This window comes from Paenibacillus sp. FSL H3-0469 (assembly GCF_038051945.1).
Lineage (GTDB): Bacteria > Bacillota > Bacilli > Paenibacillales > Paenibacillaceae > Paenibacillus_AQ.
Window position 1 is genome coordinate 5932074 of the sequence record NZ_CP150302.1, and the last position, 16864, is coordinate 5948937.

The following is a 16864-nucleotide window of genomic DNA, read 5'->3' on the forward strand; positions in this document are numbered from 1 at the left end:
GGGAAGTTCAAGGGAGGATACACACTACATGCTGAAGACTAAGGGGATACCTTTATTTTATAGCCGGCAGGGCGCCGGGGAGGCCGTGCTTTGTCTGCACGGCAACCGGGACTCTTCGCTCGTCTTCGGGGACCTGGCCCGGGCACTGGAGCCTCATTACCAGGTGATCCGCGCGGACCTGCGCGGACACGGCCAATCGGAATACGCCGGTCCGGCCTTCACCCTGGAGGACATGGTTGATGATATTCTCAGGCTGCTGGATGAGCAGGGGCTGAAGCAGGTCTCGATCATCGGGCATTCCCTGGGCAGCACGCTTGCGCTCCTGCTCTCTGCGCGTGAGCCGGACCGGGTGAAGAAGCTGGTGCTGATGGGGGCCGCCGCCACCTTCGCGGTTCCGTTCAAGCGGCCGGAGCACGGGGAAGAGATCACGCCGGATGCTGTGCGGCAGACGAATGCGGCGGCGGTCCCGTATTTTTTCACCGAGGGCCATGAGGAGGTTCAGCATCAGATTCTGGAGGGCTGGTCCCGGCTGCCTGCCGCGACCCACCGTCTGATGATTCAGATCAAGCATCCCGATCTCCGGCCGATCCTTCAGGGCATCCGGCAGAGATCGCTGATTATTACCGGGGAGGCGGACCGGATTACGCCGCTACACAAGGCCCTGGAGCTGAACCGGTATTTGCCGGACTCCCGGATGCATTCGGTTCCAGGCGCTGGACACTTTATGTTTCTTGAGGCGGGCGAAGACGTAGCTGCTGCCGCGCTCACTTTTCTTAAGGGGGAGTGAGCATGGGCAGAGTGCTGCTGATCTCGGCGAATACGGAGAAGCGGCCCCCTGTATTCCCGCTGGGTCTTAGCTATATTCACGCCAGTCTTGTCGCTTCCGGCTGGGAGGCAGGCATGCTGGACATGACTCAGCTGGAGTACACCCGGGAGGCCGTTATGAATTACCTTAACGCCTATGCGCCCGATTACATCGGCTTGTCGATCCGTAACCTGGATAATTGCTGCATGCAGTATCCCCGGAGCTTCGTGGACCAGGTCTGTGCGTTGGTCGATTGGGTCCGGGGATGGAACTGTACCGCCCGCATTATTCTGGGAGGGGCGGGCTTCTCGCTTCTGCCCCGGCAGTGGCTGCAGGAGACAGGAGCCGATTACGGCATTGTCGGAGACGGCTGTGACAGTATCGTGGAGCTGCTGGGCCAGCTGGAGGCGGGGCAGGTGCCGTCCGCAGTGAGCGGGCTGATGTTCAGAACAAGGGCCGGGGAATGGAATTACTGGTCGCCATATGCACCGGAGCAGCTGGATCAGGAGTATTTCCCGAGCCGCAGCGGATTTCTGCACAGCTATGATGTAGAGCGGAAGGTCCGCCATAATGTATTGACCAAAAGGGGCTGTGCGCTAAGCTGCACCTATTGCGCTTACCCGTCACTGGAGGGCCGGGCGGTCCGCCTGCGCTCACCGGAGGGGGTGGCCGATGAGATTGAACAGATGGCGCTTCAGTATGACATCGGTTCATTTGACTTCGTCGACAGTGTCTTCAACTATCCGCTGGAGCATGCCGAAGAAATCTGCCGCGAGCTGATCAAGCGCACGCTTCCGTTATCCTGGGGCTGCTTCCTGAATCCGCGGTTCTTCACGGCAGCATTCGCCGGGCTGCTTAAGCAGGCCGGGTGTACAGAGGTGGAGTTCGGGATTGATTCCGGCAGCGATATCTGCCTCAGATCCTTCAAGAAGAATTTCCGGCAGGGCGAGATCCGCAAGGTGGTCCAGCTCTGCCGCAGCCAGGAGCTGGACTTCAGCTTCTGCCTCCTGATCGGGGGACCGGAGGAGACACCGGAGACCCTGCAGGAGACGCTGGATCTGATGGAGGAGCTTGCGGTGCAGCGCATCTTCGGCTTGTTCGGCATCCGTATTCTGCCGTCCACCGATATGTACAGCTATGTGGGTTCGCCGGAGCCGGATGATCTGCTGCATCCGAAGTTCTTCATGTCCCCGCAGCTGAGTCTGGAGCAGGCGAACCGCATCTGCGCCCCGTACCGGGAGCGTAACCCGGACTGGATGTTCATTTGAAGGAAGACAGGGTGGAGTGAATCATGAGAATACTGGTAGTGTCTACGAATACCCTGCTCCGGCCGATGCCGGTTCTTCCTGTCGGCGCGGGGATGGTCTACTCGGCCCTCACGGCTGCCGGATTTAGCACCCGTTTTCTGGATCTGGCCTTCGTAGCTGAACCGCTGGAGGCGCTTCGCGAGGAGCTGCGGGTCACCGGAGCGGATCTGATCTGCCTCTCGGTGCGCAACATCGATAACCAGGTGATTCAGCAGCCGGAGAGCTATCTTGCTTTTATACAGGAAGTCATGCAGGTATGCCGTACTTGCAGTTCAGCCAAGGTACTGCTTGGCGGGGCTGCGATGCTGGTGATGCCAGGCGAGCTGGTGAAGGAGCTGGGGGCGGACTACGGAATCAAGGGGAGCGGAGGCGAAGCGGAAGCAGTGCGGCTGGCCCGTGAGATGGAACAGGGGCAGGCCCCGGAGACAGGTACGGTACGTCATGCAGATCCCGCCTATCACCCGGTGTACAGCCGTATTCCCCCGAAGTCGCTGTTCGCTCCGCAGTATTTTATCCCCAATCCCCGCATCAAAAAAGCTTCGATGGGCTATCAGGCCTCCAGAGGCTGCAGCCGGCACTGCATCTATTGCTCGGAGGGCTACATGAATCCCGGTGCCTGCCGGATTCCTGCGGAGCAGTTCAGCGAGGATATGAAGATTCTGGAGAACGGCTATCAGGTGCATAATATCACTTTTGTAGACGGGGTGTTCAATCATGAGGTGGAGGAGACGGTAGAGTTCTGCAGGCTGATCGGCAGCACAAGCCCCTCGCTGGAATGGAGCTGCGCCCTGACTCCGGCCCATATTACCGAGGACCTGATCCGCTCGCTGAAGGAGACCGGCTGCCGCTTCGTAGACATCGGGGCTGACTCGGGTTCACGGCAGATGCTCCGGCGGATGGGCAAGCAATTCACCCCGGAGCAGCTTGTTGAGCTGGGACGCCTGCTGGAGCACTATCAGCTTCCCTATTCGGTATCGCTGCTGTTCGGCGGTCCGGGAGAGAATGCGGAGACGGTGCAGGAGACGGTAGAGGTGGTCAATCAGCTGAACCCTGTGTATATTCTGGCCAGCCAAGGCATCCGTATCTACCCTCACACCGCACTCTACCATATCGCTCTACAGGAGCAGGTGATCCGGGCTGAGGATAACTTGCTTGCTCCGGCCTATTACCAGTCCAAGGACTATAGCGCTGACCTGCTCACCGATGCCCTGTCCGTATCACGCCACATCTATAAGGATATGCTTATGAATTCAATTGGAGGAAGGACTTGATAGAATGAACAAGCCTGTGTACCCGTTCCGGGAGATCGGGATAGGGCATTATCCCATGGGGAACACTCCGGTGTCGCCAGAGGACAGCAAACGGCTGCCGTCTCTCATGAACTTGAATCAAGGCGCGGCAAGCTCCAAGCTGGTCTATGTACATATTCCCTTCTGCGACTCCATCTGCCCGTTCTGCCCGTACCCCAAGGCGTTCAATGAGCAGGGAGCCCGCAAGGATTATCTGGCTGCGCTGTTCCGCGAGCTGGAGATGTACGGGATGACGCCGCAGATCCGCAATTGCTCAGTGGAGGCGCTCTATATCGGCGGCGGGACGCCGAGCGTGCTGGACGAGGAAGAGATCACCGCACTCTTCGAGCAGCTACAAGCCACACTGCCTATGCACAATATCGAAGAAATCACGTTCGAGGGCAATCCCGCTTCGTTCACCGCTGCCAAGCTGAAGCTGCTTCAGGCGCTGGGTGTGAACCGGATCAGTCTCGGGGTGCAGACGTTCAACGGTGAGCTGGGCAGACGCCTCGGGCTGCTTCAGACCGGTGAGGATTCCCTGCGGAGTATTCAGGATTCCAGAGAGGCGGGCATCGCGAACGTCAGCCTGGACCTGATGTACAATCTGCCGGGCCAGACAATGGAGGAATGGCTGGAGGATCTGGCGAAGGTAGTGGAGCTGGAGATCGGCCATGTCACACTATTTCCGCTGAAGATCATTCCCGGCTTCGGTCTGGCGAAGCGCATTGCCAGCGGTGAGCTTCCGGCCTGCGGCGGACTTGAGCTGGAGCAGCAGATGTATGTAGAGGCTTGCCGTTATCTGGAGTCGCAGGGCTATTCGGTGGAATCCACTTATGATTTCGTCCGGCCGGGAGGCCATCATGTGTATAGCCGCAAGCATTTCGACGATTACCTGGACCTGCTGTCTGTGGGGCTGGGTGCGTTCGGCGATGTGGGCGGCTATGCCTACCAGAATGTGAAATTGCTCCCTGAATATGTGAAAAAGATTACATCCGGCGACCTCCCCATTGCTTTAGGCTACGAAGTGAAGGCAGAGGATCTGCCCAACCAGTTCCTGGCGATGGGCTTGCGCCGTACAGCGATTGACCGCCAGCAGTTCCGCCGCAAATTCGGCGTTTTCCCGGAGGAGCATTTCCCGGAGCTGTTCGACAAGTTCGTGAAGGAAGGGCTGGTGGAGATCCGCGAGGACACGATTGCGCTCACGCGTTTCCACGGGTTGTTCTGGGGCAACAATGTATGTAAGGAGTTCTGCGAGGATCAGATCAAGATGGCTTTTCCAAAATGATGGAGGGGTACTGAAATGAACAGTAAAGTGAGTAAAAATGTATTCTACGGCGATCTTCAGGAGGCCGGGAAGTATGCGGAGCTGGAGCAGCGTCTGCTCGGCGAGTCGAATCTGCCGGGACCGCGGGCGAATCTGGGCGCAGCTTCCACCTTCGCGGATGCCTTCGCGTCGGATTGGGTCGCCATTGAAGCCTGGGAGCTGCTTGTGCAGTGGACGGGCAAGACAGAGGCGGAAGCGCCTACGGATGATCCCCGCGAGTTCCTGCCGTTCTGCGCGCTCCAGGCGATGGGCAGCTATTACCACTATGCGGAGCCTGCCCGCCAGGAGACCATTCTGGAGTGTTGCCAGGGGGCGATGAACGATGCCCGCTGGCGGATGCGCGAGGCGGCAGCGATGGCGCTGCAGCGCATGGGGGAGCAGGATTTCGGTGTGCTCCGGGCATTGTTCGATGGCATGAAAGGCACGGCTAATGCGCTGGAGCAGCGGGCCTTCGTTGCCGCCCTGGCCCACCCGCCGATGCTGAAGGAGCAGGCCAATGTCCTGTATGCGCTGGAGCTGTCCGAGGAGATCCTGGACGCCATTGCCGCCGGACAGACCCGCTACGGCGCGGAAGAGTTCCGCGTCCTCTCCAAAGGTCTGGAATATGCGCTCAGTGTCTTCGTCGAGCGTGCCCCCGAAGCCGGCTTCCGCATGCTCGCCAAGTTCGCTGTAACGGATGACAAGCGGATGCAGAAGATCGTAAAATCCAACCTCGGCAAAGCCCGCCTGGCCAAAAAGTTCAGCCAGGAAGTGGAGCGCATTCAGGTGTTAATGAATGCTTAAGGGGGGAGCGGGGGCGGAATGAGGCGCTTCGTGGGGGGATTGAAGGGGCGGCGGCGTAAGGCTCCTGAGAAATACGCTTGTTGAGGGAGCGAACCCGTCTGGTTACCCAACTCTGCTGCTCCATGCTCCTTCGCGGACCTGAGGAACGTTATTTTCAAAGAATGGTTACTTCTTTACCGGTTTGCGGACTGTGGTGCGCTTATTGTCTCCCTGTGAGGCGTTTTCAGGCGGCATATCCATCAATAACAGCCCTGTAGTCCGCGAATGCTGGGAAAGTTGGATTTTTCGCGAAATAAAGCCCTCTGAGTCCACTTGGGAGAGCGAGAGAGAGCACCATACCGAGGCCCTAGTCAAGTTAAAGTAACAGAGATAGTCGGCCTGCATTCATAAGTATGCGGTCCGGCTTATTTGCAGTGTTTTGTGTTTATGTATTTGTTAATTTGGAGGCAGTCGCACTCTACGTGTGTAGAGTGCGTGGATTGAACTCAGAATTACTCTGTTTCAATACATAGCTTAAACCACTCCTATCCTGATACCTCTACTTTGTGTTGTCCACTGTTTTCCAAAGCCGCAGCAAGCCGAGGCAAAGCTATACCTAATTTTTTCGCTTCCCGCACAACTTCATGTATCGCAAAGCCTGCTTTGCTATTGTTGTATTCCATGAAAAGGCGCGGCAAGCTGCCCTTTGCAAAAACCAGCTTGTTAAACAGTGTGCCGAGAAGTGCCGGCGGGATCTTAGTCAGCAGCAGAGAAGTCGCATCAGCTTTTCCGCCTCTGGCTTTTATTACCGGGATAATCTCCCTCATATTCCTGCCAACATTTGCGAAGGAGTCGCTATGATCCAAGATTGCCGGAAAACTTCCCCGTCTCAACACCTCGGTCTCCATCGCCGCATTCATGGCAAAGTGATTCCATAGCCAGTTTTGCATATCCTTGATCCAACGAATTTTAAAATGGGCACTTTCCAATAGCTCTTTGACCTTGTTATTAATAGTTTCAGTGCCTACCCGTGGCTGTTCCAGAAACAGCATTTTTAAAAAGCCGCCTCTAAGCCTGTTGTCCTCAATGCCACCGCCGCCTCCCGGGAATCCAAAGACCACATTGTTCATAGACAAGGGTGAGATCGATGATTTCAAATCCTGCCAAAGGTTATTAAAGATGAGGACAGGCGTGTTCCCAGCAGTAGTCGATAATAGTTGTGCTGCTGCCGGAAGCTGCTCCGTGTTGACACTTACAATAATGAGGTCATAATCAGGTCGAATCTCCTCATGCAGTTTGACGTTCCAGTGTTCTTTTATGAGCTGTTTCCCTTTTCGTGCGTCCCACATTTCAAGCTCGATGCTGCTGCCGAAGGTTTCTTTTCTCCCTTGTCTAACGTAGAACTCCACTGTATGTCCTGCCTGTTCAAAAGCCCAAGCATATTGGGTTGATATGACACCTCTGCCGAAAAATAAAATTCTCATATTAGCCTCCTGAGCCTATATATTAATCCTTGTTGATTATCCAACAACGTGTTGTATAATTTATTGTATAGAAGCGCTATAGGACCATCAACCATCAGATTTTTAAAATCTGTCGTGTAATCGGTGTACAGAACCTGGAGGCCAATAATGAATAAGCAACCTGAAATTACGGATAAAACAAGACAAACCTTCATCAATGTATTCTGCGATTTATATAGCCAAAAACCCATTGAAAAAATAACCATCCAAGAGATCGCTAAGCGATCAGGATATAACCGCAGTACCTTTTATCAATATTTTACGGATATCTATGAGTTGTTGGATTACGTGGAAGAGCGTGTTTTTAGATCCATTAAAGAGGAAATGGCAAGCAGAGAGTTCTCCACACATACCTTCCAAGATGCACTTCAATGCCTGGAGAATGCAGAGGAAATTTCAATCCTGAAAGCCCTCTTGGGCGACTATGGTTCTGTTCATTTTATCGAACATCTGAAAAGAGAAATTCCTTTTGAGCGATTAATTGTCGACCTTCCGGCAAATGAAGCTTTAGCACCCTATATCATTGAGTTTTACATATCCACACTAATGTCGATGTTTCGCCTGTGGATACGGAATGACAAAGATCTGTCGTCGGAAGAATTGGTCAAGCTGATAGATACCCTATTTACTAATGGGATTGGGACGACGGTAATTCCTTAATATGTTAAAATACAACAATGATATGATGAGGAGGATTGTCCTACGGTAAAAACTCAGATCAGACAGCTAACCGTCCAAGACCGGCCTTTTGTATACTGGCATGTGGGTGGTTCCCGCCTCACGTTAAATATTTCGCCCAAGGAAGATAAAACCACAAAAATCACGCTCATTTTCGCAGTCACTCCACCTGAAGAGGATCGTCACACCTCCTGGGAGTTTTATGATATTTCAGCATACAAAAACAACTCCCAAACCACCATTCATCTGGGCAAACCGAGACATATTTCCGAGCTTATTCTTTACATACAACGGGAAAAACCTGAGTTGTGGCTCACAGGAAAGCAGCATACGATAGAGAATGCTTGGGAGCTGCTGCAAGCCATGGGCTACTCGAACCTGGAGCCCGTTTGGGTTAAGCGGTGGTAGAACCTGATTCGGTTTTCTCTGCGATAAGATAGGCTGGAAAAACGTAGAGGATAGGATGCCATGAAAGCGTTAAAATTCATGTATTATCAATTTATTAGGGAACCGCTGTGGTTTAAAGTGTTAATATCTTTGACTTTACTTGCTTCTATTCTCTTTAGCAGTTCAATGTTTTCGGATTATGCCTATTCTAATATAATTGCCAAGTTAGCGGCCGCAATCTTTTTTTGCTCATACGGAATCAAAATGCGCAGGAACCGTCAAATTTCTGTTATTTTCTTTGCGCTAACTGTTTTGAGTATTATTCTTGTACTTATGCAATTTTCAGAACTAAACTAAACCAACAATTAAAATAATACCGAGAAGCCATTTCGTGACATGAATTCACAACTCTTATCTTAATGGGGGGCCGCATTATGAATTTTTGGCCGATGAAATTCATTTCAGTTCTAATTTGTTTGGCATTGACGGTATGCGGATGTGCTGGCTCGAAAAGCAAGGGAACGGAGCATGTTAGGGCAAGTGATTTCATTACTCCCTTGAACGTTAGCGAAGTGTTGAAGCGTCCAGAGACTGGGGTTATTAAATATTTTCAAAACCGTCGTGAAGATTTTGATATTCTAGGCTGTTATCTGTTAGAAAATGAAAAAGTGTTCCAGACTCGGCCTGTCATACTTCAACAAGATTATTCCATCGAGAACATCCAGGACCCTGAAATTCAACAATTCGCTCAAACATTGTTTCGAGAAGGTAATGTAAAAAGGATATCCTCCTTAAATGATGCCCCTAGTAAAAGTATTGACTTTTTGTTTGATGCCGAAGACAACTTGTATCAACAAGGCATAACCTACCTCAGCCTACCAGAGATGGCCAAAGGGGATCCTTCGAAATTCAGCTATGTGAATGACTATAAGAATCTGGGCGGCGGCTGGTACTATTATGTCTTCCACTATGACAAACTTAAAAATGAAGATGAATTTCGGAATCTAGCTTGGGCCCAAATCTCAGAAAAGGAAAGAAGCACTTTAACCACGCCGAAAGAGAAAGCCGTAGTGATCCTAGAGTCTGGAAAAAACGTTGGCTATTGGATGGATGACAGAAAGTTAGATGTTGTTGTATCCGTTCAATTTGATACGGAAATGAATGGCCAACTGGGACCGATTACAATGTTTTTTGATCCAATGACCAAAGATTTGATCGGGGGCAATCCGCGTTTCTAATAGGCTGGAGTAAAATGCCCGAGAGAACTAACGAGAAACGCTAGTTCATCAACACAGCGGCAGTTTACGACTTGGTTTTTCGTTCAGCACTCCCCTATAGGTTGTATTTTCTCTTAGTACTGTGCAAAACTCACTATGAGTCTCGATGAAAAGGCTTCATTAAGTTAACGGGCAGGCTAGTTTAGATGTCGTATGGGCATATTATTTAAAAAAATGAGGTGATCTCCATGCGACGCGGTGTATTGACATGTGCTTTGAGCATAATTTGTTTTTTGGCAATAATTCAAACAGCTTACGCTAAAACGAATACAAACCCATATAGGGTCATACTCACTTTGTTAACACCCGAAATACAAGAACAACTAGATATTTATTACATGGATAAACTGAATGAAAAACCTATGTTTGCTCCCTTTCTTGATCCATTGAATGTATTGGTTGCATATCAAGATTCCCATATCATCGTCAATGTAACAGTATCACCTTATATCGGTCCACATCTTGATGTTGGAACTGACCTTATTTCCTTCAAGATTGACAATATGGGGACGGTAGAAGTAATTGAGTTTGAGCATCTTAAGGATTTTGAGTTGCCCCCCAATTGGAAGCACATAATTAAGAATTGGAAAGGTGTGGGCTGAACTGACGGAAAACGTTAGTTCAACAACACAGCGGCAGTCTATGACTTTAAGCTTGCAGTGATTCAAAGTGATTCAGGTTCAAAATCCCCTCTGTCTACTCGGTGAACCCGCAGCAGGTTAGTGGTTCCGGTACAGCCTACAGGAACTCCGGCGGTGATGAGCACCAAGTCGCCATTTTGTACGTATCCGGCTGACCTTGCTAGTTCAACGGCGGTTGCTATGGCTGCATCTGTGCTGGAAGCAGACTCGTCGCGGAGCAGCGGAATTACACCCCAAGTCAAGGAAAGGGCATGGAGCACGCTCTCCTTAGTGGATACGGCGATGACCGGTGTAGCGGGCTTGTGCTTGGCGATCATCCGGGCGGTAAAACCGCTTTCGGTCAGAGCAAGAATAGCCTTGGCGGAGAGCGCGAGGGCAGTGCGGACAACGGATTCGCCAATGGCGCCGGTCACATTGGTGCCAGTCTCGTTACTCTTGCAGTTGGAGCGGCCGTAGCTCCCCAGGACGGACTCAGCGCGGGCGGCGATGCGGGCCATAGTCTCGACGGACTCCAGCGGGTACTTACCTGCGGCAGATTCACCAGACAGCATGACGGAATCGGTGCCATCGAAGATAGCGTTGGCGACGTCACTTGCTTCTGCACGGGTCGGACGCGGGTTCATCTGCATGGACTCCAGCATGTGAGTGGCGGTGATAACCGGTTTTCCAGCCAGATTACACTTCTTGATCATATATTTCTGAACCAGCGGCACATCCTCCACCTGCAAGTCCACGCCCAGATCGCCGCGGGCAACCATTAGTCCGTCGGCTACGCTCAGGATGGCGTCCAGGTTCTCCAAGCCCTCGTCATTTTCAATTTTGGCGATGACTTGGATATGGTCAGCCTTGTGTTTACTCAGAATATGTTTAATCTCGAGAATATCTGCAGCTTTGCGGACGAAGGATTGAGCGATGATGTCGATATTCTGCTCAACGCCGAATTTGATGTGCAGGATGTCCTTCTCGGTTACGCCTGGAAGACTGGTTTTGATGCCGGGAACGTTGACGCCCTTGCGCGGCTTCAGCTTGCCGCCGTTCTTAACGAGGCAGGTGATCTCGGTACCTTCGGACTTTATGACCTCCAAACGGACTAAACCGTCATCGATCAGGATACTGCTACCGGGCTGCACATCTTGGGGCAACTGCTTGTAGGTGACTTGGATGCGATCCTTCGTTCCGAGCACTTCCTCTGTGGTCAGAACCACGGCTTCACCTGGTACCAATTCCACGTAGTCCGAGGTCATTTTGCCGATACGAATTTCCGGACCTTTGATGTCGAGCAGGACGGCCACATATTGGTTTAGTTCCTTGGCTGCTTCCCGGATATGGCGGATGCGTTCTGCGTGCTCCTCCAGCTCACCGTGAGCTAAGTTCAGGCGGGCGACATTCATACCGGCTTGGATCAGCTTACGGAGCATTTCGGGGCTTTCGCTGGAGGGGCCGATGGTACAGACGATTTTTGTTTTGCTCATGAAATTCTCTCCTTCATCGATAAATTATTTAATCTTGTGAAATCTTTCCCTTATCCTTACAATAAAGCATAATGATTCATCAGAAAAATATATATAATTTCGTTCTTCATCAATTTTGATGTAGGAGGCAGGTCATCTTATGAATCTTCATGCCCTTAAAATATTTCATACCATCTCTGAAAAAGGCGGAGTCACCCGTGCTGCGGAGGAACTACGGATCAGCCAGCCTGCAGTTACAGCCCAGGTACGCAATCTGGAGAAGGAATTAGGCATACAGCTGTTAGCCCCTAGGGGGCGTGGCATTCTAGTGACCGATGCGGGACAGATGCTGGCCAGTCATGCCAAACGATTGTTTGCATTGGAGCGTGAGCTGGATGAGGCAGTCCGTGAATACAAGGCCGGGTTCAGCGGAATCCTGCGGATTGTCGCCACCTATCTGCCCGCTAATCTGCTGCTGCCGGAATGGCTGGCCCTCTACAAGCAAGAGCATCCTTCCGTAGAGGTGGTCTTGAATACTGCAAATTCTCGGGAAGCGGTGGAGGGGCTGCTACAGTACGATGCCGAGGTAGCCGTATACGGAGGCGGCTGGGAGGAGCAACCGGGCATTGAATGGGAAGAACTTCTGGAGGACGAGCTCTGGTTCATCGTCCCGAGAAACCATCCATACGGCGGAAAGGAAATTACTTTAGCGGAGATGATGAAGGTTCCCTTCATTCTGCGTGAAGAGGGAAGTTCTACCCGGGAGCGTCTCTTCTCTTTATGCCGGGCTTTGAACGTGAGTCCTCCCAAGGTCGGTCTACAATTTAATGGGGTGAACGAGATGGTTCGGGCCGTCATCGCGGGCTACGGAGCCATCTTCATCTCCTCCCTGGCGGTAAGGGACAATGTGGAACGCGGGGAAGTGGAGCGTGTGATGGTTAAGGGCACTTCGCTGCTAAATCCGATTGCTGTCTGTACCCGGAAGCAGGAGGGATTGTCGCCGGCGGCGGCAGCATTTCTCTCATTGGTCCGGGAGCAGGCGAAAGGATGGGCAAGAAATTAACTGTTCCGATGGGATAAGATACACCTTAAATATGGAGCATGGGGATGTTTTGAACGTTCTTTTTACAAAAGAGAATTACACGATGATAGCCTAAAACTTGCTCCTTCAACCAGCGCGGTGAACCGGATCTTAGTAAGAGGGATTTTCAACCTCCCTATGTCTTGTTATTGCTCGATACAGTGTTGAGAAGTTTATGATTATGCAGAATTTAGGCGAAGAGGTACAATATAAACAAGAGCCGGTGCGAATGCCAAGCTCCCATGAAATCCCCGGGTCCTTCGCACCTCAGAATTTGTCGAATCCCTAAGAAATTGAGGGGTATCTTAAAAAGTCAAGGTTAGACTTATACCTTTTCAAGAATAGAGTTAGGGAAGAGCTGCAAGATTAATACGGAAAAAGCATGGGTTATGCTGTTTTCCGCTGTCGCACTCTGTATGGAGTGCGTGGATTGAAATTTCCCAGTGGTTACGGTCACGACTACGTTTGTTGTCGTCGCACTCTGTATGGAGTGCGTGGATTGAAATTTCACAAACATCACTCTCCAATAGTTTAATATGAGTCGCACTCTGTATGGAGTGCGTGGATTGAAATGATTCTGCCCTTGGAGATCGTGTGACTGTTACATAGTCGCACTCTGTATGGAGTGCGTGGATTGAAATGCCTTATGGTGGCGCAAGGGCCTAGAATCCTTCGGGTCGCACTCTGTATGGAGTGCGTGGATTGAAATAGAAAGGTACTTGACATTGGTATTTATCATTATGGTCGCACTCTGTATGGAGTGCGTGGATTGAAATAGTCCTAGTGTGTTATATTAATCCCATGAAATAGTCGCACTCTGTATGGAGTGCGTGGATTGAAATTACGGACGGGATTACGGCGCGCATGTCTATAAATGTCGCACTCTGTATGGAGTGCGTGGATTGAAATATGGGTACAGAGCGAGAGTTGACACACATCGCAGTCGCACTCTGTATGGAGTGCGTGGATTGAAATATCAGGGTAAACCAGTAAGGACTATCAATTCGGTCGTCGCACTCTGTATGGAGTGCGTGGATTGAAATGATTCCATCCTTCGGTGTACATCAGCAACACCCATGTCGCACTCTGTATGGAGTGCGTGGATTGAAATAATTTACGCTGAAAGTGCCTATCGTAAATAATGACGTCGCACTCCGTGTGGAGTGCGTGGATTGAAATAGCAGCCACCGTACCCACGTTTACAGTAGGCGTTGTCGCACTCCGTGTGGAGTGCGTGGATTGAAATCGCACATACAGACCAAAGCCGGAAACGTCAACGATCGTCGCACTCCGTGTGGAGTGCGTGGATTGAAATATTTTGACTAATACGTGAATGACGCTGCTGGAGGGTCGCACTCCGTATGGAGTGCGTGGATTGAAATGTCCGTCCATTGTGTATGCTGCCATATTAGTTGAGTCGCACTCCGTATGGAGTGCGTGGATTGAAATCATCTGACGATCTGTCAGGATTGATCCCTTCAAGTCGCACTCCGTATGGAGTGCGTGGATTGAAATGTAATGATGTGTGAGAATGACTTAGGGGAAACTAGGTGTCGCACTCCGTATGGAGTGCGTGGATTGAAATACCTGCACGGGGTCCTGAGACTGTGCCGGACTCTGTCGCACTCCGTATGGAGTGCGTGGATTGAAATTTGAAAGCTTAAGGTATACAGTTCCCGCGGCAGCACCGTCGCACTCCGTATGGAGTGCGTGGATTGAAATCTGTAATCGCCATAAGCACCTCTTGCTGCACCTCAAGTCGCACTCTGTATGGAGTGCGTGGATTGAAATATCAACCGAAGCATGGTCAGAGAGTGACTCGTTGTCGCACTCTGTATGGAGTGCGTGGATTGAAATCAAGAGCCGCCCGCCTTGATCCCAAACAGGTTCTGTCGCACTCTGTATGGAGTGCGTGGATTGAAATGCTTCAGGGACGAACAAGGGCAGATCGTTGGCTCAGTCGCACTCTGTATGGAGTGCGTGGATTGAAATTTTAGGGACAGAACGTAAACCTATGGCAACAATGTCGCACTCTGTATGGAGTGCGTGGATTGAAATTCGTACTCGGAATAGGTCCGGCAGTACATCGCCAGGTCGCACTCTGTATGGAGTGCGTGGATTGAAATATCGTAGGGGCTGCAATCGCCGCCGCATTGGGTGTCGCACTCCGTATAGAGTGCGTGCATTGAAATATCCGCAGAGAGGCAGCAACAACGGCGAATTGTGTCGCACTCCGTATAGAGGCGTGGATTGAAATAGAATACCATCGTCGGTATTGGTGATTGGCTGGGTCGCACTCCGTATAGACTGCGTGGATTGAAATATGGCGCTACAGATCATCGGCAATATGAGAGGGGTCGCACTCCGTATAGAGTGCGTGGATTGAAATTATAGTATCAAGATAAGGAAAGAACACGATTGACCGTCGCACTCCGTGTAAGCGTGTACTGAAATGCGGCCAGATAATTTACAATCGGCAGGACCGCATGTCGCACTCCGTGTGAGTGCGTGGATTGAAATAGCATGGAGCAAGAGATTAAGTAGTACCTCGGTTTGTCGCACTCCGTGTGGAGTGCGTGGATTGGAATAACAATGGAATGAGATGTTTCGGATCGTCATGGCTGGCTACATTGCTATTTTCTCTTAAAGTAGTCGCTGCTTCTCTACTACCTGGAGGAGCTGATCCATTGTATGGAAAGCGATATTGCGGGGTATGAATGACAGGAATCATCTGATTCTTACCAGTGCTATGCTGACGGCTGAAGCTAAATTAAACTGCTTTAACGGGGCAAATCATACATATGGAGGTAATGAAGCTTGAGTACTCACTACTATTTCAGTTGGTTTAATGATTTTTTACCAGAGGGGCTGGTTCAATGGTTGCAGGAGGATCTACAAGACAGACAATCGCTTGTTATGATTAGCGCTCAACCATCTAATTATGAAGACGAGCAGATTAACTTTGAGGATATAACGGAATGGACATGGCTCCGACAGGCTAATCTTATGTTTGATAAGTATCATTTCATCGATTACCGTATGCAGAAGGAAGAGGCCCGGCAATGGATTCAGAACGCTTCGGTCATTTTTTTATGCGGGGGAGATCCTGTTCAGCAGAACAACTTTTTGGCGGAATATGAATTAACCGATGTGATTAAGAACAGCAATGCCGTTATCTTGGGGGCCAGCGCCGGTGCGTTGAACATGTCTGCCAAATGGGTAACCTCGCGTAACGCCGCCCATACAGTTGAAATAGATACAATTCATGATGGCATGGGCTTTGATCCGTTTGCCTATGAATCACACTCGCAACGCGACTACGCCTCGTTTGTTCAAGGCTACCTGTTCCTCTTGTCTGAGGAGATGGATGTATATGCGGCAGAACAGGAGAGCGCGATTCGTGTAAAAGACGGCAAAATCGAAATAATGGGTCCGGTATATTATATATCCCGCTCGAAGATTCGGAAAATAAGCATATGACCACGAATTAGTATTCGATTGCGGATGGTATATTGATTCTTCCTATAAATATAATTGCATCTATATATTAGACCAATAAGAGATAACAACCTATGATGAGTTTATCATAACGAAGGGGAATGATCTGATGTCTATATATGATTTTCAGGTAACCAAGATTAGCGGGAAGACCATTGATTTATCAAGATACCTTGGAAAAGTACTCCTTATTGTAAACACAGCCAGTAAGTGCAGTTATTCTCGCCAATTCGCTGATCTTCAGAAGCTTTATGACAATCACAGAGAGCAGGGTTTTGAAATCCTCGGTTTTCCTTGTAACCAGTTCAATGAGAAAGAGCCAGGGAACAACTCAGAAGTGCAGGAATACTGTGAGGGACACTTTGGAGTGACATTTCCGTTATTTGAGAAGGTGGAGGTTAGGGGGCAGAACCCGCATCCATTATTTGAATTTTTAACGAAGCAAGCGCCATTTCAAGGCTTCGATACCCAGACTGTGAACGGTAAATGGATGCAGAATTTCCTGCAAGAAAAGTATCCTGACCTATACGCAGAGCATGGGATCAAGTGGAATTTTACAAAATTTCTGATCGACCGGAACGGACAAGTACAGGGTAGATACGAAACAACAACGGAGCCATTTGAAATACAGTCAGCGATTGAAGCATTGCTAGACTGATTGTTGATCCTTACCTCATAGAAGTGTTAAATGGCTGTTCTGATCTTATGCTGGATGTTTTCGGAGAAAAGGGTGTCCATGCACGTTCAGTGTTTGGTGCTGTTTCGGTTAGAGACAATCTTCCAATCATCATTGATTCAATATTTGAGGTTGAAGAATAAAGGAGAACCCAGGAGGAAACCT

13 protein-coding genes, 1 pseudogene and 1 CRISPR repeat array are annotated in these 16864 nt (G+C 50.4%); of the genes and pseudogenes, 12 read left to right on the forward strand and 2 right to left on the reverse strand.

What is annotated here, in order from left to right; all coding sequences use genetic code 11:
- Positions 1-28 precede the first annotated feature (28 nt).
- Genes NSS83_RS25935 through NSS83_RS25955 form a run of 5 tightly spaced genes read left to right on the forward strand, consistent with a single transcriptional unit; the run spans position 29 to position 5508 of the window.
- The gene (locus NSS83_RS25935; RefSeq protein ID WP_036723297.1) at positions 29-787 is read left to right on the forward strand and encodes an alpha/beta hydrolase; all 759 of its coding nucleotides are present in this window, start codon (positions 29-31) and stop codon (positions 785-787) included.
- A gap of 2 nt (positions 788-789) precedes the next feature.
- Positions 790-2073, forward strand: a complete 1284-nt coding sequence (locus tag NSS83_RS25940) for a radical SAM protein (protein ID WP_341346795.1) — start codon at positions 790-792, stop codon at positions 2071-2073.
- 23 nt (positions 2074-2096) lie between these two features.
- Positions 2097-3383, forward strand: coding sequence for a radical SAM protein (locus tag NSS83_RS25945; protein WP_341346796.1), 1287 nt, complete (start codon positions 2097-2099; stop codon positions 3381-3383).
- 4 nt (positions 3384-3387) lie between these two features.
- Entirely contained in the window at positions 3388-4686 is a 1299-nt protein-coding gene (gene hemW, locus NSS83_RS25950) for a radical SAM family heme chaperone HemW (RefSeq protein ID WP_341346797.1), read from the forward strand.
- Positions 4687-4701: 15 nt separating this feature from the next.
- Complete coding sequence (locus tag NSS83_RS25955; protein ID WP_341346798.1) at positions 4702-5508, forward strand: hypothetical protein; 807 nt, start codon at positions 4702-4704, stop codon at positions 5506-5508.
- Positions 5509-6032: 524 nt separating this feature from the next.
- Here the strand turns inward: NSS83_RS25955 and NSS83_RS25960 are convergent.
- Entirely contained in the window at positions 6033-6971 is a 939-nt protein-coding gene (locus NSS83_RS25960) for a 2-dehydropantoate 2-reductase N-terminal domain-containing protein (protein WP_341346799.1), read from the reverse strand.
- Positions 6972-7118: 147 nt separating this feature from the next.
- On the opposite strand from NSS83_RS25960, the gene NSS83_RS25965 reads away from it, so the two are divergent.
- The 3 genes from NSS83_RS25965 to NSS83_RS25975 all read left to right on the forward strand — a co-directional run bounded on the left by NSS83_RS25965 (position 7119) and on the right by NSS83_RS25975 (position 9954).
- Positions 7119-7670 (forward strand): TetR/AcrR family transcriptional regulator, encoded by a 552-nt coding sequence (locus NSS83_RS25965; protein WP_036723305.1) that lies wholly within the window; start codon positions 7119-7121, stop codon positions 7668-7670.
- A gap of 839 nt (positions 7671-8509) precedes the next feature.
- Positions 8510-9313, forward strand: coding sequence for a hypothetical protein (locus NSS83_RS25970; protein ID WP_341346800.1), 804 nt, complete (start codon positions 8510-8512; stop codon positions 9311-9313).
- A 227-nt stretch (positions 9314-9540) separates the two neighbouring features.
- Positions 9541-9954, forward strand: coding sequence for a DUF3888 domain-containing protein (locus NSS83_RS25975; RefSeq protein ID WP_341346801.1), 414 nt, complete (start codon positions 9541-9543; stop codon positions 9952-9954).
- Positions 9955-10016: 62 nt separating this feature from the next.
- Here the strand turns inward: NSS83_RS25975 and pyk are convergent, their stop codons facing one another.
- Entirely contained in the window at positions 10017-11465 is a 1449-nt protein-coding gene (gene pyk / locus NSS83_RS25980; protein WP_341346802.1) for a pyruvate kinase, read from the reverse strand.
- A 139-nt stretch (positions 11466-11604) separates the two neighbouring features.
- Here pyk and NSS83_RS25985 point away from each other — a divergent pair, with 139 nt between their 5' ends.
- The 4 genes and pseudogenes from NSS83_RS25985 to NSS83_RS26000 form a co-directional block, all read left to right on the forward strand.
- Positions 11605-12507 carry a LysR family transcriptional regulator gene (locus NSS83_RS25985; protein ID WP_341346803.1) on the forward strand — a complete coding sequence of 301 codons (903 nt, stop codon included), beginning with the start codon at positions 11605-11607 and terminating at the stop codon, positions 12505-12507.
- 422 nt (positions 12508-12929) lie between these two features.
- A CRISPR array of direct repeats spans positions 12930-14979; the repeat unit is 33 nt; unit sequence GTCGCACTCTGTATGGAGTGCGTGGATTGAAAT.
- A 363-nt stretch (positions 14980-15342) separates the two neighbouring features.
- Positions 15343-16005, forward strand: a complete 663-nt coding sequence (locus NSS83_RS25990) for a Type 1 glutamine amidotransferase-like domain-containing protein (protein ID WP_341346804.1) — start codon at positions 15343-15345, stop codon at positions 16003-16005.
- 127 nt (positions 16006-16132) lie between these two features.
- Positions 16133-16681 (forward strand): glutathione peroxidase, encoded by a 549-nt coding sequence (locus tag NSS83_RS25995; protein ID WP_341346805.1) that lies wholly within the window; start codon positions 16133-16135, stop codon positions 16679-16681.
- Between the two features lie 20 nt (positions 16682-16701).
- Positions 16702-16842, forward strand: a pseudogene (locus NSS83_RS26000) (RidA family protein); the annotation flags it as partial.
- Positions 16843-16864: the final 22 nt, after the last annotated feature.